Origin of the sequence: Undibacterium sp. RTI2.2, from assembly GCF_035018705.1 — a bacterium.
Classification (GTDB): Bacteria; Pseudomonadota; Gammaproteobacteria; order Burkholderiales; family Burkholderiaceae_D; genus Undibacterium.
The window spans coordinates 23,648-46,269 of sequence record NZ_JASJXN010000008.1; the positions used below are offsets into that span (position 1 = coordinate 23,648).

Consider the following 22,622-nt stretch of genomic DNA (forward strand, 5'->3'; position numbering starts at 1 on the left):
AATGCCAACAGCCTTAATTCTCGGTGCCTCTCGCGGTATCGGCCACGAACTGGCAAAGCAATACAAAGCTGCCGGGTGGCGCGTCATCGCCACTGCTCGCAAACCGGAAGATCTGGCGACGTTACAAGCGGCGGGATGTGAGGCTTTACCGCTGGATGTCACCAATCTCAACGATTGCGCGGGATTAGGCTGGCGGCTGGATGACGAAAAAATTGATGTCGCAATTTTGAATGCCGGTGTCTACGGGCCACGTATTTCTGGCTTAACTTCACCGGATGAAAATCATTTTGACGAGGTCATGCATACCAACGTTCTGGCTGCGATGCGTATCTTACCGATGGTGTTGCCTCTCGTAGAAAACACCAAAGGTAAGCTGGCAGTGATTTCGTCACGTATGGGATCAATCAGCTTGCGTGAGAGTTCCAGCGGATGGTTGTATCGCGCTAGTAAAGCCGCTCTCAATTCAGTGTTAAAAGATGTCTCGCTGGAAGCAAAACATGTTGTCTGCGTTGCCTTCCATCCAGGTTGGGTACAAACTGATATGGGTGGTGCTGGTGCAGATATCACGGTGGAACAAAGTGCCAGCGGCATACGCGCTAGTCTGGCTGCTTTTACCGCAAAAGATAATGGGCAGTTCTTTAATTACGACGGCACGGGTATAAGCTGGTAGCAAGCGGGTAAATAAGTTAGTAAGTCATTAGCAATCCATAAAAATCACGAGACTAAGCATGTTATTAACGCCAGAACACGAAATGATACGCGATGCTATTCGCGCCTTTGCTCAGGAAAAATTAGTGCCCAACGCGGCGCGTTGGGATAAAGAGCACCACTTCCCTGCCGCAGAATTAAAAGAACTAGCGCAGATGGGTGCTTATGGTGTCGCCGTGCCGGAAGAGCTTGGCGGTGCCGGTATGGATTATCTGTCTCTGGCGCTGGTACTGGAAGAAATTGCCGCCGGTGACGGTGGAACTTCTACCGTGGTATCGGTCAACAATTGTCCCGTGTGCAGCATCGCAATGATGTATGCGAACGATGCCCAAAAAGAGCAATGGCTGCGACCGCTGGCCAGTGGCAAGATGCTTGGTGCTTTCTGTCTGACCGAGCCGCATGCAGGCAGCGATGCTGCCGATCTTCGTACTACAGCGAAGAAAGAAGGCAACGAATACGTATTGAACGGTGTCAAGCAATTCATCACCAGTGGCAAACATGCGGACGTCGCCATTGTCATGGCAGTTACGGACAAAGCTGCAGGTAAAAAAGGTATCAGCGCTTTTTGGGTGCCAACTAATACACCGGGTTATATCGTCGCCAGTCTGGAACAAAAAATGGGGCAGCACTCTTCCGATACGGCGCAAATTTTATTTGAAAATTGTCGTATTCCAGCTGAGAATTTGATTGGCGAAGAAGGCATGGGTTACAAAATTGCCTTATCCGGTTTAGAGGGCGGACGTATCGGGATTGCCTCGCAATCAGTGGGTATGGCACGCGCTGCATTTGAGGCTGCTCTGGCGTATGCCAAAGACCGTACCAGTTTTGGTAAAGCGATTTTTGATCATCAATCGGTACAGTTCAAACTGGCCGATATGGCGACCCAGATCGAAGCTGCCCGTCAACTGATTTGGCATGCCGCCAGTTTAAAAGACGCAGGCAAGCCTTGTCTGAAAGAGGCGGCAATGGCGAAATTGTTTGCATCTGAAATGGCAGAAAAAGTCTGCTCCGATGCGATACAAGTGCACGGTGGTTATGGCTACGTCAGCGATTTTCCCGTCGAGCGGATTTACCGTGATGTGCGGGTTTGCCAAATCTATGAAGGCACTTCAGATATCCAAAAAATCCTGATTGGACGTGCGTTAGCGCATGGTTAAAGTTCACTCTCCCGCAAGCGGCAGAATGAATAAACCGCTGTTTGGTCGGAAGAGAAAAAATTGAAAGACATAGTGAAAGCAAATAAACCGGTATGACAAAGTTGTGTCCCTGTGATTCAGGAAAACAGTTTAGCCAGTGTTGTGCCCCCTATTTAAGCGGTAGCGTTATCGCGTCTAATGCAGAGGTCTTGATGCGCTCCCGCTATACCGCCTATACCTTGGGAGATGAGGCTTATCTGCGTGCGACTTGGGATGTTCGCACTTGTCCGGCAGAAAAAATCGTGCATGATGAGCCAACTCAATGGTTGGGTTTAGAAGTTAAAAATTACTCGCTTGATACAGGTAAGACGGACAGCGCGTTAGTAGAATTTGTAGCACGTTACAAAATTGGCGGGCGAGCACATCGCCTGCATGAGCTAAGCCGTTTTTTACAAGAAGATGGTAAATGGTTTTATGTAGATGGTAGCTTTCCGACCAAAGACGATAAGAAGAGAAAAGACAAATGACGACCTTAGATTCCAAACTGAATAGCCGCTCCGAAGACTTCAAAGCCAACGCTGCTGCTATGCAGCGAGTGGTCGATGACCTCAAAGAAAAAGTAGCTAAGATCGCTCTCGGTGGCGGTGATGAAGCACGCAAAAAACATCTGGCACGCGGTAAGTTGTTGCCACGTGATCGGGTGCAAATGTTATTGGATGCAGGTACGCCATTTCTAGAGTTCTCACAACTTGCCGCCTACGATATGTACAAAGAAAAGAGCGGTGCCGACGCCGCTCCGTCCGCCGGTGTAATTACCGGTATCGGTCGCGTAGCAGGGCAAGAATGTGTGATTGTCTGTAACGACGCGACGGTGAAGGGCGGGACTTATTATCCGTTGACGGTCAAAAAACATCTGCGCGCACAAGAAATTGCCGAGCAAAATAATTTGCCATGTATTTATCTGGTGGACAGTGGCGGCGCTAACTTGCCAAATCAGGATGATGTATTCCCTGATCGGGATCATTTCGGTCGCATTTTCTTCAATCAGGCAACCATGTCGGCCAAAGGTATACCGCAAATCGCGGTGGTCATGGGCTCGTGTACCGCTGGCGGCGCTTATGTGCCGGCGATGAGTGACGAATCGATTATCGTCAAAAATCAAGGGACGATTTTTCTGGGTGGTCCACCGCTAGTCAAAGCCGCTACCGGTGAAGTCGTCAGCGCCGAAGATCTTGGTGGCGGTGACGTCCACACACGTCTTTCCGGTGTGGTCGATCATCTGGCACAAAACGATACTCATGCGCTATCAATGGCGCGCACCATCGTCTCTAACTTAAATCGTCAGAAGCCAGCTAGCGTCGTATTAAAAGAAGTAGAAGAGCCGAAATTCCCCCCGCAAGAATTATATGGCGTCATACCGGTAGATACCCGCAAACCATTTGATGTGCGTGAAGTGATTGCGCGTGTAGTCGATGGTAGCCATTTCGATGAATTCAAGGCGCGTTATGGCACTACCTTAGTCTGCGGCTTTGCACATATCCACGGCATGCCGGTAGGTATTATTGCGAACAACGGTATTCTGTTTTCTGAATCTGCATTAAAGGGAACGCATTTTATTGAGCTATGCTGTCAGCGCAAAATCCCGCTAGTATTTTTGCAAAATATCACCGGCTTCATGGTCGGTCGCAAATATGAAAACGAAGGTATCGCCCGCAACGGCGCAAAGATGGTTACCGCTGTCGCCACTGCCAATGTGCCAAAATTTACCGTCATTATCGGCGGCAGTTTTGGTGCCGGTAACTACGGCATGTGTGGTCGCGCTTTCTCTCCGCGCTTTATGTGGATGTGGCCAAATGCACGTATCTCCGTCATGGGCGGCGAACAAGCAGCCAGCGTACTGGCGACCGTTAAGCGCGACGGCATCGAAGCCAAAGGCGGCACGTGGACTTCGGAAGAAGAGGACGCCTTTAAGCAACCGATCAAAGACCAATATGAGCATCAGGGCCACCCCTATTTCGCCTCCGCCCGCTTGTGGGATGACGGCGTGATTGATCCGGCAGATACGCGTATGGTGCTTGGATTGGGATTGTCAGCAGCGTTGAATGCGCCGATACCGGATGTGAAGTTTGGTTTGTTTAGGATGTAGGTGCCGCGATGACTCTTTGTCTGAATCGAATGCTATTTACCTTGCTTGCTACGGTGAGTATGTCTGTATATGCTCAGTCTGGCGAGCCAGATATGTCTGCCCCAATCGCGTCTGGCGTAGCAAGTTCAGCGTCAGCGCTAAAGCTATCTAAAGAGTTAAACGAGTCTGTGACCAGCATGGATATCGCAGTCAGAGATATGTTTAATCGTCAGATTACTGGCAAAGTCGTCATCACACAATTCAAGCCGGATGGTGATGGCCCGTTCCCGATTTTGATTTTAAATCATGGTCGTAGCGGGACTAATCGCGCGGAGCCGCCACGGTTCCGCTATACCCAACAAGTACGCTATTTTGTACAACGAGGCTTTGCTGTATTTGTGCCAACCCGGATCGGTTATGGCGAAATGGGAGTCAGTCCAGACCCTGAAGAAAGCGGTTCTTGTAATCGTAAAAATTATGCTCCGATGGCCGAGGCCGCAAGTGCAGAAATTCTGGAAGTATTGGCCTACGCAAAAAAGCAAAGCTATGTTGATTCAAGTCTCGTGCTAATTGTAGGGCAGTCGGTTGGCGGCTATAGCACGGTCGCAACAGTAGCAAAAAATCCAAGTGGTCTGATTGCAGCGATTAATTTTGCAGGTGGCTCTGGCGGTGATCCGGTAACTCACCCAGGCGAGCCTTGTGAGGGTTATAAGTTAGAAAAAATGTATGCCAGTTTTGGCGAGACAAGCAAAGCACCCATGCTATGGATATATACCGAAAACGATCAGTATTTTAGCCCAACATACAGCCGGGCATGGCATGCTGCTTTTGTTAAAGCGGGTGGTAAAGCAGACTACAAATTACTGCCGTCTTTCGGTAAAGATGGACATAGTTTGTTTGCAGCAGGGATCAAAATTTGGGAGCCACTTGTAAGTGAGTTTCTGGATGTAAATGGATTTGTCAGAGTACCGAATAAATAGGAAAAACGTAATGGATACGCTCACAATTTCAATCAGTGATTATGTCGCGACAGTCACACTCAATCGCCCGGAAGTCCGCAATGCCTTTAATGAAATGTCGATCGCCGAGATAACTCAGACCTTCCGGGATTTGGCTGCTAACGATCACATCCGTGCTATTGTGCTGGCCGCGAATGGCTCCGCTTTTTGTGCTGGCGCAGATTTAAATTGGATGAAAAAAATGGCGGATTATTCTCACGAAGAAAACCTCGCCGATGCAGGTCAACTGGCTGAAATGCTGCGGACTATTTATTGTTGCCCTCAACCTGTAGTCGCCAAAGTACAAGGCGATTGTTACGCAGGTGGCATGGGTTTGGTTGCTGCTTGCGATATCGCGGTCAGTGCAGATGTGGCGAATTATTGTTTAAGTGAAGTCAAACTCGGTTTGATTCCCGCGACGATTTCTCCGTATGTGATTAAGGCGATGGGCGAGAGCGCAGCGCGACGTTACTTCGTCACGGCTGAAAGGTTCAGCGCAGCAGAAGCGCATCGTATCGGGTTTGTGCATGAACTGGTGAGTGCAGACGCCCTTGATGAAACGGTCGCTGAGATCGTTAAGTCGCTGGTGTCGAATAGTCCGAACGCAGTAAGGCAGGCAAAGCGTCTGGTACAAAATGTGGTCAGCCGCGAACTTACGGGCGAATTGATCGCCGCAACTGTTGAGGGTATTGCACATATCCGCGCATCCGACGAAGGACGTGAGGGTGTTCGCTCATTTTTAGAAAAACGCAAACCGGGCTGGCTGCTATGAAAAAGAGAACATTGTTAGTCAGTGCTGTTGCCTTGACTGCTGTCGCTGCCGCTGGTCTTGCAAGCTACCGAAAATCGACTGTTGAAATTACCTCGATCACGAATATGCTAACGCAGTTAGAAGCGTTGAAGTCGCGTGATCTGGCTACCAAATTAGTCCAAAAAACTGGCTGGGCACCTTACAAAGTGTTCGTGCATCTGGCGCAAAGTATTCAGTATTCGATGACCGGTTATCCCGAGATGAAGCCCGAGTTGTTTCAGCACACCGCCGGTAGTGCCGCCTTCTATGCATTCTCGGTCGCCGGCGCGATGCGCCACAATTTGACTGAGCCGATTCCCGGTGCACCTGCGATTGCCGATACCGGCAATGTCGGTGAGGCGATTGATCTGGTGATCAAGGCGTTGCAAGAGTTTCAGAGTTATACAGGAGAACTGCGGCCACATTTTGCCTACGGCTTATTAAGCAAGACTGAGTTTGCAAACGCGCATGTGATGCATATAGAAAATCACCTTAAGGAAATTCAGTCTTAGAGGAGCTTTGTAGTAAGACGGTCTGTAGGGTGCGTCATGCGCACCGTTGATGAACAAACGAAGAATAAAAAGAGTGCATCTGGTGAGATGCCAGGTACTCAAGGTGCGCATGGCGCACCCTACTTGATGTTTAATCCTTAATCGTCGGTTACTGTGTTTGGCATCTCGATTAAAGTTTTTTAGAATTGCCTGAAATAGAACGTCCAATCAATCTGCGGCTTCCCGGGCATAAACCTGCTAGAAGCCGCATAAGTAATGGACGTTCCTTTTGAGGAATCTTCTGTTGAAGAGTTTGGAGTCAGTTTGAATTTGAATCAAAAAACCGACTGGGTCGCGCGCAGCCTGCAAAGTGTCTGGCATCCGTGTACCCAGATGCAACATCATGAAACGTCTATGCCGCTGATTCCCGTCAGTCATGGTCGCGGTGCCTGGCTGTTTGATACCGACGGCAAGCGCTATCTTGATGGCATCAGCTCTTGGTGGGTGAATCTATTTGGACATGCCAATCCACGTATCAATGCCGCGTTGAAAGATCAGCTTGATCAGTTAGAGCACGCGATGCTGGCAGGTTTTACCCATGAACCTGTGATTCGTTTATCCGAGCGTTTATCCGCTTTGACAGGTGGTGTGTTGGGGCATTGTTTTTATGCCTCAGACGGTGCCTCGGCGGTAGAAATTGCTTTGAAGATGAGTTTCCATTTTTGGCGTAACGCAGGGCAGACCGCTAAACAAGAATTTATCTGCCTCAAGGGTAGTTATCACGGCGAGACCTTGGGGGCATTGGCAGTGACGGATGTAAAGTTGTTTCGCGATGCCTATGGTCCCCTGCTCAATAATACTCATGTGGTCGCCTCGCCGGATGCGCGCCAGGCGCTTGACGGTGAGAGTGCCGCCGATGGTGCTATCAAAGTTGCGCGCCATGCCGCAGCAGATTTAGAGCGCTGTCTGCAAGCAAATACAGGGAAAATCGCTGCCGTAATTTTGGAGCCGCTAGTGCAATGTGCCACCGGCATGGCGATGCATGATCCAGAGTATTTACGATTGGTGCGCACCTTATGCGATCAGTACCAAGTACATTTAATTGCAGATGAAATTGCCGTCGGATGCGGCCGTACCGGTACGTTTTTCGCGTTTGAACAAGCACATGAGCAAGCGCATCAACAAGCAAATCCATTACCAAAGATCTGGCCTGATTTTGTTTGTTTATCTAAAGGGATCAGTGGTGGCTATTTGCCTTTGTCTTTAGTGATGACGCGGGATGAAATTTATCAAGGGTTTTATCACAGTGACACAGCACGTGGTTTTTTGCATTCGCATTCTTATACGGGCAATCCGCTGGCTTGTCGTGCAGCGTTGGCGACCTTGGATATTTTTGAGTCGGACGATGTACTGAATCAAAACCGGATCAAGGCAGCCAAGATTACGGCGGCTCTTCAGCCTTTGGCTCAGCATGACAAAGTCCAGCATTTTCGGCAGCAAGGGATGATCTGGGCGTTTGATGCAGTCATAGACGATGTGTCGGCGGCTAGTAGTTTTTCGCGTCGGTTTTTTACTACGGCACTTCAGCATGAGCTGTTGTTGCGGCCTATTGGCCGTAGCGTTTATCTGATGCCGCCGTATATTTTGGACGATGAAGAAATCGCTGGTGTCGCGGCCCGTATCCAGACCGTATTTGAAGAAGTCATCAAGGTGGCGCGATGAAATTACTCGACCACCTGCAGACGGAATTAACTTCATTAGACGCACAAAGTTTGCTACGCCGTCGTCGCATCACCGACACCATGTGCGCACCGCGTACCCAAGTCGATGGTAAGGCTATGCTGGCTTTTTGTAGTAATGATTATCTGGGGTTTGCTGCCCATCCGGCAATCATCGCAGCAATGCAAGAAGGGGTTGCTTTATACGGTGCAGGCAGCGGCGCATCCCACCTGATCAGCGGCCACTCGCGTGCGCATGCAGTGCTGGAGGAAAGACTCGCCAGTTTTCTTGCTCCGCATTTAGAGCAAGCGCAAGCGCTCTATTTTTGCACCGGTTACATGGCAAATCTGGCAGTGATTTCTGCCTTAGCTGCTGCATCAAAATCAAGCACTGACGTTTTTTCTGAAGCATTGAATCATGCCTCGCTGATCGACGGAGCGCGTTTGTCACGTGCCACCGTCAAGGTGTATCCGCATAGCGATGTCGCTGCCTTAGAAAGCCTGCTGCGTGCCAGTAATGCAGCAACTAAAATTGTAGTGACTGACAGTGTATTTTCTATGGATGGTGACCTTGCACCGTTACCTGCTTTGCTCGCTTTATGCGAGCAATACGATGCTTGGTTAGTGGTTGATGATGCGCATGGCTTTGGTGTCTTGGGCGACCATGGTCGTGGTGCGTTAGAACATTTTAATTTGCGTTCACCGAATCTGGTTTATATGGGAACCTTGGGCAAGGCCGCCGGTGTCGCCGGTGCGTTTGTTGCGGCCCATGCCACGGTGATTAACTGGATGGTGCAAAAAGCCCGGCCCTATATTTACACCACGGCAGCACCACCCGCGATTGCGCATGCCTTGTTAACTAGCCTTGATCTGATACAAGGTGAGGAGGGTGCGATACGCAGAGCCAATGTACAGAATCTGATCAGACAAATGCAGCAGGGTTTGCAACTAAAACAGTGGCAATTGATGGCGTCTTCTACGGCAATTCAACCGATTCTGATTGGTGACAATGCCCGCACCATGCGGATTGCCGCAGATTTGTATGCCCAAGGATACTGGGTAGGTGCAATCCGTCCGCCGACAGTGCCGGTGGGTACTGCGCGTTTGCGTATCACCTTGTCTGGTTCGCATACCAGTGATGATGTCGCACAGCTGGTTTCAGCGATGAATCAACTGGAGGCTGCGCGATGAATCGTTTAGAAAATCGCTCTGATTATTTTGTTACTGGTACCGATACCGAAATCGGTAAAACGCTGACCAGCGCCGCCTTGTTATATGCCCTATCGCAGCGAGGCCTGCGAGTTGTCGGTATGAAACCAGTCGCTGCTGGTGCAAGCCTGATCGATGGCGTCTGGCATAACGATGATGTGGATATGTTGCAGGCGGCTTCCAGCATCAAGGTGAGTACAGATTTAGTCTCGCCTTATTTGATGCAAGCTGCGGCGGCACCGCATATCGTCGCTATGCAAGAAAATGTCAGTATTTCTGATACGCATATCCAGACTTGCTATACCCAGTTGCAACAGCAATCCGATGCAGTGATAGTGGAGGGGGTTGGTGGTTTTTGTGTACCACTGACAGCGACCTTTGATACAGCGCAGATGGCGCAACAATTTGCCCTGCCAGTAATCATGGTGGTGGGTATGCGTTTAGGCTGTATTAATCATGCATTGCTCACTGCTGAGGCGATCAATGCGCGTGGATTAAAGCTGGTTGCATGGGTTGCCAACACGACACAAGCTAAGATGTCGTATTTTGAAGAAAACGTAGAGGCTCTCAAGGACAGATTGCCGGCACCTTTGCTGGGGATTATCCCAAGTCTGGCAGATCCAAGCGCACAGGCCGCTGCCAGCTATTTGAATTTAGATTTAATTGCAGGACTTACGTAAAAACGTCCCAACTGCCTTACCGGGACAATTTTGCGTAAGTCCTGAATTGTTAATGGACTTTATTGACAACCAAGCCTATTGACAACAGAACTTAGTAACTCATTGAATTAATTGATGTGAAGGATTTCACCATGCAACAGACAGAACAGACAGCTACTCCTCTAAATTTCCAAACGCCGGTCAAGCCTATTGAAGCCGAGGTTTGGCCTCTTGACGATGTGATGGCCTTGTTTGATTTGCCGTTTAACGATCTGATGTTTAAAGCACAGACGGCACATCGCACTAATTTTCCGGAGGGCGATGTCGAATTGGCGACACTGCTTTCGATCAAGACCGGTGGTTGCGAAGAAGATTGTAGCTATTGCCCGCAAGCGGCACGTTATGACACTGGTGTTGAAGCGAAAAAAATGCTGGATGTGCGCGAGGTCTTAGATGCAGCCAAAGCCGCCCGTGAAAACGGCGCGACCCGCTTCTGTATGGGCGCAGCATGGCGCTCACCCAAAGACCGCGATATCGAAAAAGTTGAAATCATGGTGCGTGAAGTTAAAGCCATGGGCTTAGAAACCTGCGCAACTTTGGGCATGCTGAAAGAAGAACAGGCACAACGTCTAAAAGATGCTGGCCTCGATTATTACAACCATAATCTTGATACTGCACCAGAGTTTTATAGCAATGTAATTTCTACCCGCGACTATCAAGATCGTTTAGATACGCTAGGCCATGTGCGTACTGCTGGCCTCAAAGTCTGCTGTGGTGGCATTGTCGGTATGGGCGAATCACGTCGCCAACGTGCAGGTTTGATCGCACAATTAGCTAATCTCAATCCCTATCCAGAATCAGTTCCGGTCAATCATCTGGTGCAAGTCGAAGGCACTCCTTTGCATGGACTCGATCCGCTTGATCCGCTGGAGTTTGTGCGTACGATCGCCGTTGCCCGCATCACGATGCCAAAGGCGCGGGTACGCTTGTCCGCTGGTCGTCGCCAGATGGGCGAAGCAGTGCAAGCGATGTGTTTTCTGGCAGGCGCTAATTCGATTTTCTACGGCGATAAATTACTAACGACCGGAAATCCAGATGCAGAAGATGACCGCGTGTTACTCGCTAAGCTAGGTTTGAAAACCCGTGGCAAAGTTGAGGCAAAGGCTGGAAGTTGTCGCTAAAAACTGTGAGCGACAAAGACGAAAGAGGATAAATGTTCGCCAAGAAAGCAGAGTGTTTCCTTTGTATTTTTTGTCTTTGTCGTGAAGTTTTTGATTTGAATTTTTGTTGAAAGAGCAAACCATGTTTACAAAAATCCTGATCGCCAACCGTGGCGAAATCGCTTGCCGTGTTGCTGCTACCGCACGCCGCATGGGCATCAAAACCGTCGCTGTATATTCAGAAGCAGACGCGAATGCGAAACATGTTGCTGTCTGCGATGAAGCAGTCCTGATCGGACCTGCTCCAGCTAAAGAGAGCTATCTGCGTGCTGACAAGATTATCGCAGTTGCGCTGGCTACTGGTGCTCAGGCGATTCATCCGGGATATGGATTTTTATCAGAGAACAGTGAGTTTGCCGATGCCTGCGCCAAAGCTGGCTTAGTTTTTATCGGTCCGCCAGCATCTGCAATCCGCGCGATGGGTAGTAAATCTGCCGCCAAATCTTTGATGGAAAAAGCCAATGTACCGCTGGTACCTGGCTACCATGGTGACAATCAGGATGCTGATTTTTTGCAAACAGAGGGTGACCGTATCGGATACCCAGTCTTACTCAAAGCCAGCGCTGGTGGTGGTGGCAAAGGTATGCGGGTGATTGAAAAATCTGCCGACTTTAAAGAAGCTCTCGCCTCTTGTAAGCGGGAAGCGATTAACTCGTTTGGTGATGACAAAGTACTTGCAGAAAAATATCTGCAACGTCCGCGCCATATAGAGATACAAGTCTTTGCCGATACACAAGGCAACTGCGTTTATCTGTTTGAGCGTGATTGTTCGGTACAACGCCGCCATCAAAAAGTATTAGAAGAGGCTCCGGCTCCGGGCATGACCACGGAGCGCCGCACTGCTATGGGTGAGGCTGCGGTGGCTGCCGCAAAGGCGGTAGGCTATGTCGGTGCAGGTACGGTCGAATTCATAGCCAATCAAGACGGTTCTTTCTACTTTATGGAAATGAATACTCGTTTGCAGGTAGAACATCCTGTGACCGAAATGATTACCGGTACAGATTTAGTTGAGTGGCAATTGCGTGTCGCCGCCGGGCAGCCCTTGCCGATGTCGCAGTTAGAACTTAGCATCAATGGTCATGCGATAGAAGCGCGTGTGTATGCAGAGAATCCAGAAAAAGGCTTCCTGCCGTCCATCGGTACATTGCTGCATAACCAGACGCCACCGGCTGTTAATTTTGAGTTAGGTGGCGTAGTCAATGCGCCTGCGGCCTTCCGTATTGACAGTGGTGTGCGTGAAGGCGACAGCATCTCACCGTTTTATGATCCGATGATCGCCAAGTTAATCGTCTGGGGCAAAGATCGTAGCGAAGCTTTGGCACGTATGTCGCAAGCCTTGGCACAATATCAAATCGTTGGCTTGTCCTCGAATATCGCCTTCTTGCAGCGTCTGATTACCAGTCCTGCATTTTCTACCGCTGATCTGGATACTGGTTTAATTGAGCGCAATCAGGAGGTCTTGTTCCCGGCAGTGGTACCAGCCAGTATGTCGGTATTGGCTTTGGCGGTCGTATCCTTATTGCAAGCTGAAAAAATAGGCGGCAATGATCCATGGCAAAGCAATCAGGGCTGGCGTATGAACAGCACTTTACAGCGTACGATCAAGCTGGAGGAGGAGCATGGTGCGCATGAAGTTGTTGTCAGTTATCTGGCAGATTCCTGGTTAATCACGGTAAACGGCGCTAGCGCAAAAGTCACGTTAGCAAATCATACGGGACATCAACTCAGCCTAACGATTGGTGATCAAACGCTTGGTGGTCAAACTATCACCGGCACCGTAGTACGCAATGCCGAAACACTCAATATATTCAGTCAAGATCAACACACGCAATTACACTACGCCGATCCAATGGCACATGCAGGCGAGGCAGAAAGCGAAGGCGGACGACTAACAGCACCAATGCCAGGCAAGATCGTCGCGGTGCTGGTTAGCGCCGGGCAAGAGGTTAAAAAAGGCGACGCACTGTTGATCATGGAGGCAATGAAGATGGAACACACCATCGCGGCACCGCACGACGGCGTTGTTGAGGAAGTGTTGTATGCCGTTGCAGATCAGGTTACTGAAGGCGCACCATTACTGACCTTTAAACAAGATTAGTCAACCGCGCTTATTTTTAGAACTCCTCTCCCGCCAGAGGGAGCAGGGAGACCACCGTAATTCACATGAGAATAATCTTCTACTCGTCTGGTATTAATCCAGAACAATGGCTAAATAGCCTTAACCGTGCATTGCCAAATAGTGATATCCGCGTTTGGCAAGACGGTGATGTTGCGGCCGCTGATTATGCGATTGTTTGGAAGCCACCAGTCGCCATGTTGGCAGGGCGTAGTGATTTAAAAGCGATTTTCAATCTCGGCGCCGGTGTTGACGCGATTTTGCAGTTGGGTGATGCACTACCTAGAGGCGTGCCCGTTATTCGTCTGGATGATGCCGGTATGGGCACACAAATGGCAGAATACGTTAGCCATGCTTTACTGCGTTACTACCGCAGATTTGATCATTATGATCAGCAAAGACAGGCACAGCACTGGCAACTTCTAACACCCTTTGAGAAGCAAGATTTTAGTGTCGGTGTAATGGGACTTGGTGTCTTGGGTGAACGGATTGTAGAGGCGATTTCTGGTTTCGGCTTTCCTATCAATGGCTGGAGCCGTACACAAAAAAATATCGCAGGCGTTACTTGTTATGCAGGTCAAGACGGTCTCGACGCTTTTTTAAAAACATCCAAAGTAGTAGTCTGTATCTTGCCGCTGACCGACGATACACGCAATATTTTAAACCGCAATAATTTACAAAAATTGCCCAAGGGTGCTTACATTATTAATGTTGCACGCGGCGCCCATCTAGTTGAAGACGATTTATTGGCTTTGATACGGGAAGAGCATATTGCCGGTGCAACATTAGATGTGTTCCAGACCGAGCCACTGCCTGCCGGACATGCTTTCTGGTCAGAGTCTCGCATTAGTATTACACCGCATATCGCGGCAATGACCTTGCGTGATGAAAGTACAAAACAGATTGCAGATAAAATCAATGCGCTAGCAAACGGTAAGGCCGTCACTGGCATCGTCGATCCATCCAGAGGATATTAATATGATTAGCAGTTTACCTAAGCAAGTCAAAATCGTCGAAGTCGGTCCACGTGATGGTTTGCAAAATGAGAAAGAAAGCATTTCAGCCGATGTCAAAATCGAGCTAGTCAATCGCCTTACAGATGCCGGTTTCAGAAATATAGAGGCGGCCTCTTTCGTCTCACCCAAATGGGTGCCGCAAATGGCGACTTCAAGCGAAGTCATGGCAAACATCAAGCGTAAACCAGGCGTGATTTACTCGGTACTTACCCCGAATATGAAAGGCTTTGAAGGCGCACTCGCCGCCGGTGCTGATGAGGTCGTCATCTTTAGCTCTGCGTCCGAAGCCTTCGCACAAAAGAATATCAATTGCTCGATTGCAGAGTCAATAGAACGCTTCCGCGATGTCGCACTAGCTGCCAAGAAAAATAAAATCCGCCTGCGTGGCAGTATCAGTTGTTCCTTTGGCTGTCCGTACCAAGGCGAGGTCGATCCTACCAGTGTCGCCGATGTCGTCAAGCGCTTGCGTGATCTGGGCTGCGACGAAATCGACATTGCCGACACCATCGGCGTCGGTACTGCCCGCCAGGTACAGCACGTGATGCAACTAGTCGCGCAAGATTTTCCGCTAAATAGTTTATCGGGACACTTTCACGACACTTATGGTCAGGCACTAGCGAATATTTATGCCAGTCTGGAAGTTGGGATTTCGATCTTCCATTCCTCCGTCGCGGGTTTAGGTGGCTGCCCTTATGCGAAAGGAGCGACAGGTAATGTAGCGACCGAGGACGTGCTGTTTATGATGCAAGGTCTGGGGATTGCCACCGGGATTGATTTAAATGCGGTGGTGGATGCGGGGCAGTTTATTTCCGGGCATCTGGGACGGAAGGCGGTTAGTCGGGCCGGGAATGCTGTTGCTGCAAAGAGGATTGGTTAAACGGTCGATAGCATGATGTACCGTGGGCTTTTTTTTTGTTGAACTATTTATGATGTTTGCTTAGATTGCCAGCCGTAGACCAGTGACCACTCACTTTTCTTGCTTCGCCAAGAAAAGTAAGTAAAAGAAGGCGACTGCACAAGCGGCAGCGCCAAAGCGGAACGCAAGCCAACCGCAACATCAAATTCAAGTAAGGTGCTGAATACCTTATTTAGCTCGGCTTAATTTGGCTGTGATTACTGAAGAAAAAATGCAGTTAAGAAGCGACTCCAACTGTGCCAAACGATGGCCAAACTTTAATTATTATAAGAGCTAGCAGCCGGTTCACTCCCAGTGACAAGCCTGCTGAGGCGAGTATAAATATAGTCCCGGCGGAGAACTTGACCGGGAGCGCCGCTGATGTCCATAACCCCGCCATCAGAACAAGGGCTAGGAATAGACTCAATCCAACAAACCAGCGACGCTCTTCAAGTGGTTTTACTGATACTTGGGAAATGGATGATTGATTGTTCATTTCTATAACTTAAATTTTTAGTGGCACAAATATAGCGGTCGATATTGAGTTTAGCAAGCTACTTTTAAGTAGGATTTACTCAAAACTGCCTCAGCTTCTTTGCAGTGCCTAGCCCTACCAAAACTATCTTCGTTGTTACGTCTTAATAGGACAAGGGACAATTTTGCGTAAGTCCGATATAGACGACATGGCGAATGACCGCTGTAAAAAAACCACCTATTGTTAGCAGGTGGTTTTTGATACAGCAATCTAACTATTTACTCTCGTGTTTACTTCGCTGCGGCTGCCGCAGATTCTGCAGCTTTTTTACTGGCACCTGCAAAGTCGCCTGCATAGACATGCAAGAACATGCTTGGGTCTATGTATTTTTTGATGGCTGCGTTAGCTTGGGCTACGGTCAGGGCTAGTATGTTAGCGTCAGACTCGGCGTAGAAGCTCATGTTGCGACCAGTTTTTAGATTATTGATTTGCGCGCCAACTAAGGCGGCATCTTGCGCACGACTAGTCTGGCGTTGTTGCATGATGCTTTTTTTCGCATCGGCCAGTTCCTGTTCAGTGATGCCATCGCGTACAAAACGCTCGAGTTCTTCTTTCACACCTAGCTTTATTTTTTCCAGATTTTGCGGTGCGTAAATAGCATACAAAGTGACGCTACCGCTAGATTCAAAGCTGGACGCCTGGATCTGGCTACCTGCACCGTAGCTGAGTCCATCTTTTTGACGCAAGCGCGCCAACAGGCGAGATTGCGTACTACCACCAAGAATATTGTTGATGACGCTGAGGGCAGGGTAGTCCGGAGCGTTATCTTGTATTTTGAGTGGTAATGTCGCTACGTAAAATGCATTCGCTTTGTCGGCCGTCTCCAACTGGTATGCCGCTGGTTTTACCTCTGGCGCTGGATTGCTTAAGCGTGTGAATTTAGCACGGCTATTCCAGTTACCGAACAAGCTTTGCATTTGAGTCTCAACTTCTTTGGCATCAAAATCACCAACCAAAGACATTTGAGCCTGGTTAGCACCGTACATCGTTTCATAAAAACGTTTTACTTCAGGCAGCTTGGCATTTTTGTATTCTGCAATAGATTCTTCAAACGTTGGGGTATAACGGATATCGCCCTTTTTAAATTGATTGATTGCGCGAGCAAGTTCTTTTGCACCAACGGCATTTGGCTCATTTTTGCTGGCTTCAATTTGCGTCAGATTCTCATTCCGCAGTTGTTCAAATTCGGTTGCCGGAAAAGTTGGCGATCTGAGTACGTCACGTATCAATGCCAGGACTTCTGGCAAATTTTTGCGTATCGTATCGAAGCGGACAGTCAGGTTTTGCCCTTGGCCAGAGATGCGTACCTTGGCTTTAAGTGCATCAAATTGCGTAGCGATTTCTGCCCGGCTTAATTTGCCTGCACCGTACATCAGCATATCGGCGGCAAGATCTGCATTGGCTGTTTGACCAAATAAGCTTTTCTCATCGCCAAATTCAAGCACGATTTGTCCAGAGACCGCGTTGGCACGAGTTTTCTTTGATATCAGCGCTAGCTTCATGCCATTGCTTAGGCTTAGCTTTTGTGTGCGCTTATCGATATTCGACGTGCTGACGTCAAACGCTTCGCCTTCTGCAACTGCGGCACGCCCTTGGTAACCTGCAACGAGCTTGTTGACATCGGGAGTGACTGGAATATCGGTGCGGTCAATTGTTTTAACTGGCACAAATTGACCAAAAGTACGGTTGGTTTCTTTGAAGTAGTTTTCAGCCGCACGTTGTACATCGGCGACCGTCAAAGCTTCTATACGGTCTCTGCTGATAAAGAACAGACGCCAATCTCCTTTGGCGATCGATTCCGATAATTGGATCGCCAGACGCTGTGCATCGTTAATTGTCTTATCAATGTCGTTGAGCATGCTTGACTTAGCACGTTTTAATTCGGCTTCCGTGATCGGATGTTTTTTCAGACTCTCGATATTCTCCAGCAATAGTCTGCGCGCTTCTGGAATCGATTGTGTTTTTGAGAGTTCACTCCAAAAGATGATGTAACCCGGCTCTGCCAGATCGAGTACCCATGCCGACGTATTCACGGCCTTTTTTTGCTCTACCATCGCTTTGTGCAAACGGCCATTTGGTGTATTGCCCAAGATGTCGCCCAAAGCGGCAATCGCTGCAGAATCAGGATGCGCTCCGGCTGCAGTTGGGTATAAGACAGCGATAAGTTGGGTGTCTGATATGCGGTTGACCGTGATTTCACGTGCACCATCGCGTGGCGCATCCATGGTGTAAGTCGGTTCAATTACGCGGCTTGGTTTGGCGATGGCGCCGAATTTGCTTTCTATCATTGCCAAAGTAGCGGCAATATTGAACTTGCCTGTGACGACCAATACGGCATTATCCGGTTGATAGTATTTACGATAAAAGGCTTTCAGGTTTTCTATCTTGACGTTTTCTACGTCACTACGCGCGCCGATTGTGTTGTGCCCGTAGTTATGCCAATCATAGGTCACTGCTGTAAGCTGTTTCCACAATACACGATTGGGATTGTTCTCACCCATCTCCATTTCATTGCGGACGACAGAAAATTCTTTATCCAGTTCCGTGCGCAAGATCGTACTGTTGACCATGCGATCTGCTTCCATACCCAAGGCCCAGCTTAGATTTTCATCGGAGGCGGGGAAAGTCTCAAAGTAATTAGTGCGATCCATAAACGTGGTGCCATTAAAGCTCATGCCGCGTCGACCTAACTCTTGCATGATATTGCCTTGCGTCGTTGTACCTTTAAAAACCATGTGTTCTAACAAATGAGCCATACCGGTTTCACCGTAGTTCTCATGACGGCTGCCAACCAGATAGGTAATATTGACCGTGGTAGTTGGTTTGGATGCATCCGGTGCTAACAACACGCGCAAGCCATTTGTTAAGCGGTATTCAGTAATGCCTTCAACCGTGCTTAGCTGGCTAGCTTTGGCAGAGCTACTCCGCGCATCAGTTGTTGCGCTGGTTGCTGTAGTTGTGTCAGCAGCGATGCTCAGGCCTGTTACAGCAAACGATAAGGCAATTGCCAGGACGATAGGTTTTAAGCGCATTGTTTCTCCATGATGGGCTTAGGGTTGGACCACATCTTGAATTAAATTATGTGGCGATGAAAATTTGTTACAAAGTAGGCGACATTACACTAGTGTAATTTAAATAACAAGTAGAGACGAGCGCATGATCAATTAGATGCTCATGCCATTCTGCCAGCGGGGAAGGCCACTGGCGACGCGATCATTTTGCGCCATTGGCGGGTAGTGATGACGATGGAGGCAATCAAACAAGTAATACCAAAAACCGGCCAAGGGATAGAAAATAAAAGTCGTGGAATAGCAAAAAAAATGCCTATGCTTAACATTAAACCTATGACGATCCCTGTCAAATTTGAGGATAAATGTGGGGAGCTTTGCCTGGAATAATCACGTAGCAAGTAGCCCGCTGGTAACAGAAAAGCACAGGCAATAGAGATAATATCGATATAAAGTTTGCTGTCGCCCCCTAAGAATGCTGTCACGGCGCAGTTTACGACCAGAGCTACGCTCCAAATTGTCAGATATTGAGCTAGCAGCTTTTTTGCTAAAAATAGATTGAGGATATTTTTTGCAGGGGCAGTTGGTGACAATAAAACTAGCGCTTGTTCCGTCGCGGTTTTGTTAATCCAGATCGCTATATTTTGGGCAAAAAATACTGTAGGAAACATCACAGCAAACAAGACTAAAGTAGCGGTGAAAGCTATCGACATTTCGCCATGGCCATAAAATAAGTAGAAAATCAAAATAACTGCCGGCGATAAAATGATCGATATAACCAGTGTCGGCAAATTGATACTTGATCCTAAAACATACTTAATCAAAGTATTAGACTTTGTTTTTTTTGTACAGGCTTCTTTCAAAGATGCGTTATAACCTAGTTGTACAAATCGATTCCAGTAGTTATACAAGCCTTCTACGTTGTAAGGAGTCCGGCCCTCTGACATAGCCTCAGTAACTCGACGATTTGTTTCTTGCCAGGCCCAGTGTGCGTCGCCACCTTTTGGGTAGGTAAGATATAAAGTCAGTGCGGCCAACGCGATGGAAAGACAAAGAATAAACAGCACAATAGTTAGCTCGTCAAAATAATTGAACGCATGGTTCATGTTGGGAAATTTTCTAGCTAAAAACAGCGCTACTATCCCTAGCATCACAAACATTACAGATTGAAAACGTATCAATAGCGAGAAGCTAATAAAAATCAGGCTGATAAGAGCAAAACACAGCCCAAAGTGTTGCATCTTAATTGCTAGTAGCGAAGAGCAAATAAGCGACGAAAACAACCAGACCAACAGAGTAAGGCATATGATTTTTTTCCTTAAATGCGGCACTAAGCGTGCGTTGGTCGGTGAGTTTTGACGAAGTGCGCTTTGTGAAAACATGGTGAACCACAGCGCCACTAAAAAGCCAAGTGGAATCGCGGAGAGCATAGCGACGTCCTGCCACTTGTGTAAGGTGACTTCTGCAAATAAACCGATTACTGGTGTCGATACCAGCAATGCCCACGTTAATCCTAATGACCCCAGATTACGTCTCTCATACACCGCCTGCATCAGTATCTGTTTATAGGCGTTCACTTAGTTACCTCAACAAATAAATCCTCCAGATTCATGGTTTCAATCCGTAAGTTGGCGTTTGATTTACTGATCGCAGCGATTTCTTCCTCGCTGGTTTGTATGACCACACTGACCATACCATTGCGGTCTTGTTCTCTGCGGATTTCATGAGCGAACTTGATTTGGTTAATGTCAGCACTGCTGCCAATGATGCGCCTGGCGGTTTCCAGCAAGCTATCCAGTGGCGATTGCAGACTGATTTTTCCGTCTTTTAAAAACGCGACGTCCAAAGCGATACGCTCAAGGTCGGACAAAATATGCGTGGAAAAAATCACCGTCGTATGTTGGTCAATCACGCCATTAATCAGTTCGCGTAAAAATTCTCTTCGACCCACAGGATCTAAACTTGATACCGGCTCATCCAGGATCAATAATTCTGGATCATGTGCCAGTGCGCGGATAATTGACAGGCGTTGTTTTTCACCGGCGGATAATTTGCCTATTGTTTTATTTTGCATCACCGGGTTGACGCCCCAGCGCTCCATCAGATCTTTGACTTTTTGTGTATTCCAGCGAGGGTAGAGCGCTTGAAAATAGTCCAGCATTTGCAAGGGCGTCAGCTATTCAAATAAATCATTTTTTTGCGGTACATAACCAATTTTGGCACGCGTCGTAGTGCTTAAGTCGCTTACTGATTCACCAAATAATCTGACTTCGCCCTGATCAATTTCTCGCAAGCCGAGCATGCATTCAAGCAGCGTAGATTTGCCCGCGCCGTTGCGGCCTAATAAGCCTATTACTTTGCCTGGTGTAATTTTCCAGTTGGTCGATTGCAGTACCGCTTGTGTGCCGAAATATTTGTGGATATTACTGATGTCTACGATCGCTGGACTCATTTTATTTCCTTGAGAATTTTTTTGAAAAGTGCCATAGCTGTGTCGCTATCTAGTTCTAACTGTCTTGCCTCACAGGCAGCGCGCTCTAATGTTGGCCTGAGCAAATTGCTGCGATCGGTAGCGCTTCGCGCAGTCTTATTGCCCTCTGCGACTAACATGCCTTTACCTCTGTTGCGTTGCAATATGCCTTCGGTTTCTAGCATGTTGTAGGCTTTGGACACGGTCATAGGATTAAGCGCCAGCGCCTGAGCGACTTCCCGTACCGACGGCAAGACATCGCCCGGTGCTAGCTGTCCTCCCGCTACCAGGCGCCGAGTCTGGTCTATCAATTGGCGATAAATAGGTTCTGCAGAACCGGTCGCAATTGAAAACAAGTTGGTGGAATGGATGCTCATTAGCTCACTTTGATAATTAAATACTGTATTACTTAACTAATACAGTATATGTAAATTCTTTACGCGTCAAGTATTTTTAGGTTGTTTGAACGCGCATCCGATTTGATTGATAGCAGAACCTGAGCCTCTGGCGCTTGATAAGTTTGATCCATTTTGATCACAGCCCACAAAAAATGCTGTACATCAATGCTAGTTCCAATACAAAATGAAAACTAATTGTCATTTAACTTCTATTTCACTTTTCTAAAATGAACCAAGAAAATTCTGGTCTGGCGCTGGAGCTGACACAGCTCAGCAAACAGTACGGTCGGCCTGCGGTTGACCAGCTTAATCTTCAGGTAAAACGCGGTGAGTTATATGCTTTGCTGGGGCCAAATGGTGCTGGTAAGACGACGACCTTGCGGATGGTGGCGGGTTTGCTGGTGCCGGATTCTGGTAGCGTAAAAATCCTTGACGTTGATCTTGCCAACAATCCCGCGCTTGCTAAGCAAAAGCTGGCCTACCTGCCGGATGATCCCATGCTGTACAACAAACTCAAGCCGTTTGAGTATCTTGAGTTTGTCGCTGGCTTGTGGGGCATGTCTGCCGCGGATGCCGAGAGCAAGGCGCGTGAGTTGCTGGAGTGGTTAGACCTGAGCAAGCATGCGGATGAATTGACCGAGGGTTTTTCGCGCGGGATGAAGCAAAAGCTGGCACTCGCCGGAGCCCTGATCCACGCGCCTGAACTGATTATTCTTGATGAACCTTTAACTGGTCTGGATGCAGCCGCTGCTAGGCAAGTCAAAGACCTTTTGCTCAAGCACGTGCAAGCGGGTGGTACGGTGATTTTGACCACGCATATTCTGGATGTAGCGGAGCGTCTGGCCGAACGGATAGGGATTATCCAAAACGGTAAGTTGATTGCCGAAGGTACTTTAGATGAATTGCGTAGCCAGACCAGCCATAGCGTAAATGGTGTGACTGACGCGAATGGTGCGAATGGTGCGAATAGTGTATTTAGCCGAGCAGCCACTTTGGAAGAGGTGTTCTTGCAATTGACGGAGCCTGCCTGATGTTGATTTTAGCCGCAACGATAGCGGCAACAATCGTCACAACAACAGTCACAGCCGCAGCTTTAACGGCAATGATCGCTAGGTACTCCCAATATCCTT

18 protein-coding genes and 1 pseudogene are annotated in these 22,622 nt (G+C 48.3%); 15 read left to right on the plus strand and 4 right to left on the minus strand.

Features of this window, described 5'->3' with window-relative positions; genetic code table 11:
* The first annotated feature begins 1 nt into the window (after position 1).
* From QN395_RS06170 to QN395_RS06235, 14 genes are all read left to right on the plus strand, one after another.
* Positions 2–670: an SDR family oxidoreductase gene (locus tag QN395_RS06170; RefSeq protein WP_322120422.1), complete on the plus strand. Its 669-nt coding sequence runs from the start codon at positions 2–4 to the stop codon at positions 668–670.
* A 58-nt stretch (positions 671–728) separates the two neighbouring features.
* Positions 729–1,865 carry an acyl-CoA dehydrogenase family protein gene (locus tag QN395_RS06175; protein ID WP_322120421.1) on the plus strand — a complete coding sequence of 379 codons (1,137 nt, stop codon included), beginning with the start codon at positions 729–731 and terminating at the stop codon, positions 1,863–1,865.
* Positions 1,866–1,957: 92 nt separating this feature from the next.
* Complete coding sequence (locus tag QN395_RS06180) at positions 1,958–2,371, plus strand: YchJ family protein (protein ID WP_323491791.1); 414 nt, start codon at positions 1,958–1,960, stop codon at positions 2,369–2,371.
* Positions 2,368–3,990 carry a carboxyl transferase domain-containing protein gene (locus QN395_RS06185; protein ID WP_322120419.1) on the plus strand — a complete coding sequence of 541 codons (1,623 nt, stop codon included), beginning with the start codon at positions 2,368–2,370 and terminating at the stop codon, positions 3,988–3,990. Before QN395_RS06180 ends, QN395_RS06185 begins: the two co-directional genes overlap by 4 nt.
* A 92-nt stretch (positions 3,991–4,082) precedes the next feature.
* Complete coding sequence (locus tag QN395_RS06190) at positions 4,083–4,949, plus strand: dienelactone hydrolase family protein (protein ID WP_323491792.1); 867 nt, start codon at positions 4,083–4,085, stop codon at positions 4,947–4,949.
* Positions 4,950–4,959: 10 nt separating this feature from the next.
* Positions 4,960–5,739 (plus strand): enoyl-CoA hydratase/isomerase family protein, encoded by a 780-nt coding sequence (locus QN395_RS06195; protein ID WP_322120417.1) that lies wholly within the window; start codon positions 4,960–4,962, stop codon positions 5,737–5,739.
* Positions 5,736–6,269 carry a DUF1569 domain-containing protein gene (locus tag QN395_RS06200; RefSeq protein ID WP_322120416.1) on the plus strand — a complete coding sequence of 178 codons (534 nt, stop codon included), beginning with the start codon at positions 5,736–5,738 and terminating at the stop codon, positions 6,267–6,269. The genes QN395_RS06195 and QN395_RS06200 overlap by 4 nt, the downstream gene beginning before the upstream one ends.
* Before the next feature lie 255 nt (positions 6,270–6,524).
* Positions 6,525–7,970: an adenosylmethionine--8-amino-7-oxononanoate transaminase gene (gene bioA, locus QN395_RS06205; RefSeq protein ID WP_322120415.1), complete on the plus strand. Its 1,446-nt coding sequence runs from the start codon at positions 6,525–6,527 to the stop codon at positions 7,968–7,970.
* Positions 7,967–9,157 (plus strand): 8-amino-7-oxononanoate synthase, encoded by a 1,191-nt coding sequence (gene bioF / locus QN395_RS06210; protein ID WP_322120414.1) that lies wholly within the window; start codon positions 7,967–7,969, stop codon positions 9,155–9,157. The genes bioA and bioF overlap by 4 nt, the downstream gene beginning before the upstream one ends.
* Positions 9,154–9,855 carry a dethiobiotin synthase gene (bioD, locus tag QN395_RS06215; protein ID WP_322120413.1) on the plus strand — a complete coding sequence of 234 codons (702 nt, stop codon included), beginning with the start codon at positions 9,154–9,156 and terminating at the stop codon, positions 9,853–9,855. The genes bioF and bioD overlap by 4 nt, the downstream gene beginning before the upstream one ends.
* A gap of 131 nt (positions 9,856–9,986) precedes the next feature.
* Complete coding sequence (bioB, locus tag QN395_RS06220) at positions 9,987–11,015, plus strand: biotin synthase BioB (RefSeq protein ID WP_322120412.1); 1,029 nt, start codon at positions 9,987–9,989, stop codon at positions 11,013–11,015.
* 121 nt (positions 11,016–11,136) lie between these two features.
* The gene (locus QN395_RS06225; protein WP_322120411.1) at positions 11,137–13,152 is read left to right on the plus strand and encodes an acetyl/propionyl/methylcrotonyl-CoA carboxylase subunit alpha; all 2,016 of its coding nucleotides are present in this window, start codon (positions 11,137–11,139) and stop codon (positions 13,150–13,152) included.
* Between the two features lie 65 nt (positions 13,153–13,217).
* A complete protein-coding gene (locus QN395_RS06230; protein ID WP_322120410.1) occupies positions 13,218–14,147 on the plus strand; it encodes a glyoxylate/hydroxypyruvate reductase A in 930 nt (309 codons plus the stop codon).
* A 1-nt stretch (position 14,148) separates the two neighbouring features.
* A complete protein-coding gene (locus QN395_RS06235) occupies positions 14,149–15,063 on the plus strand; it encodes a hydroxymethylglutaryl-CoA lyase (RefSeq protein WP_322120409.1) in 915 nt (304 codons plus the stop codon).
* 783 nt (positions 15,064–15,846) lie between these two features.
* Here QN395_RS06235 and QN395_RS06240 read toward each other — a convergent pair.
* From QN395_RS06240 to QN395_RS06255, 4 genes and pseudogenes are all read right to left on the minus strand, one after another.
* Positions 15,847–18,648: a pitrilysin family protein gene (locus tag QN395_RS06240; RefSeq protein WP_323491793.1), complete on the minus strand. Its 2,802-nt coding sequence runs from the start codon at positions 18,646–18,648 to the stop codon at positions 15,847–15,849.
* 140 nt (positions 18,649–18,788) lie between these two features.
* The gene (locus QN395_RS06245; RefSeq protein WP_322120406.1) at positions 18,789–20,201 is read right to left on the minus strand and encodes a hypothetical protein; all 1,413 of its coding nucleotides are present in this window, start codon (positions 20,199–20,201) and stop codon (positions 18,789–18,791) included.
* Positions 20,198–21,076, minus strand: a pseudogene (locus QN395_RS06250) (ABC transporter ATP-binding protein). The gene QN395_RS06245 and the pseudogene QN395_RS06250 overlap by 4 nt, the downstream one beginning before the upstream one ends.
* Entirely contained in the window at positions 21,073–21,471 is a 399-nt protein-coding gene (locus tag QN395_RS06255) for a GntR family transcriptional regulator (protein WP_322120404.1), read from the minus strand. Before QN395_RS06255 ends, QN395_RS06250 begins: the two are co-directional and overlap by 4 nt.
* A 248-nt stretch (positions 21,472–21,719) precedes the next feature.
* Here QN395_RS06255 and QN395_RS06260 point away from each other — a divergent pair, with 248 nt between their 5' ends.
* Positions 21,720–22,523, plus strand: a complete 804-nt coding sequence (locus QN395_RS06260; protein WP_322120403.1) for an ABC transporter ATP-binding protein — start codon at positions 21,720–21,722, stop codon at positions 22,521–22,523.
* Positions 22,524–22,622: the final 99 nt, after the last annotated feature.

Bases quoted from the DNA above. Each gene is read 5' to 3' on its own strand.
- bioA (WP_322120415.1), top strand. From the start codon at position 6,525: ATGGACGTTCCTTTTGAGGAATCTTCTGTTGAAGAGTTTGGAGTCAGT.
- QN395_RS06190 (WP_323491792.1), top strand. From the start codon at position 4,083: ATGTCTGCCCCAATCGCGTCTGGCGTAGCAAGTTCAGCGTCAGCGCTA.
- QN395_RS06235 (WP_322120409.1), top strand. From the start codon at position 14,149: ATGATTAGCAGTTTACCTAAGCAAGTCAAAATCGTCGAAGTCGGTCCA.
- QN395_RS06240 (WP_323491793.1), bottom strand. From the start codon at position 18,648: ATGCGCTTAAAACCTATCGTCCTGGCAATTGCCTTATCGTTTGCTGTA.
- bioF (WP_322120414.1), top strand. From the start codon at position 7,967: ATGAAATTACTCGACCACCTGCAGACGGAATTAACTTCATTAGACGCA.
- QN395_RS06255 (WP_322120404.1), bottom strand. From the start codon at position 21,471: ATGAGCATCCATTCCACCAACTTGTTTTCAATTGCGACCGGTTCTGCA.
- bioB (WP_322120412.1), top strand. From the start codon at position 9,987: ATGCAACAGACAGAACAGACAGCTACTCCTCTAAATTTCCAAACGCCG.
- QN395_RS06180 (WP_323491791.1), top strand. From the start codon at position 1,958: ATGACAAAGTTGTGTCCCTGTGATTCAGGAAAACAGTTTAGCCAGTGT.
- QN395_RS06260 (WP_322120403.1), top strand. From the start codon at position 21,720: ATGAACCAAGAAAATTCTGGTCTGGCGCTGGAGCTGACACAGCTCAGC.
- QN395_RS06195 (WP_322120417.1), top strand. From the start codon at position 4,960: ATGGATACGCTCACAATTTCAATCAGTGATTATGTCGCGACAGTCACA.
- bioD (WP_322120413.1), top strand. From the start codon at position 9,154: ATGAATCGTTTAGAAAATCGCTCTGATTATTTTGTTACTGGTACCGAT.
- QN395_RS06230 (WP_322120410.1), top strand. From the start codon at position 13,218: ATGAGAATAATCTTCTACTCGTCTGGTATTAATCCAGAACAATGGCTA.
- QN395_RS06185 (WP_322120419.1), top strand. From the start codon at position 2,368: ATGACGACCTTAGATTCCAAACTGAATAGCCGCTCCGAAGACTTCAAA.
- QN395_RS06175 (WP_322120421.1), top strand. From the start codon at position 729: ATGTTATTAACGCCAGAACACGAAATGATACGCGATGCTATTCGCGCC.
- QN395_RS06225 (WP_322120411.1), top strand. From the start codon at position 11,137: ATGTTTACAAAAATCCTGATCGCCAACCGTGGCGAAATCGCTTGCCGT.
- QN395_RS06200 (WP_322120416.1), top strand. From the start codon at position 5,736: ATGAAAAAGAGAACATTGTTAGTCAGTGCTGTTGCCTTGACTGCTGTC.
- QN395_RS06170 (WP_322120422.1), top strand. From the start codon at position 2: ATGCCAACAGCCTTAATTCTCGGTGCCTCTCGCGGTATCGGCCACGAA.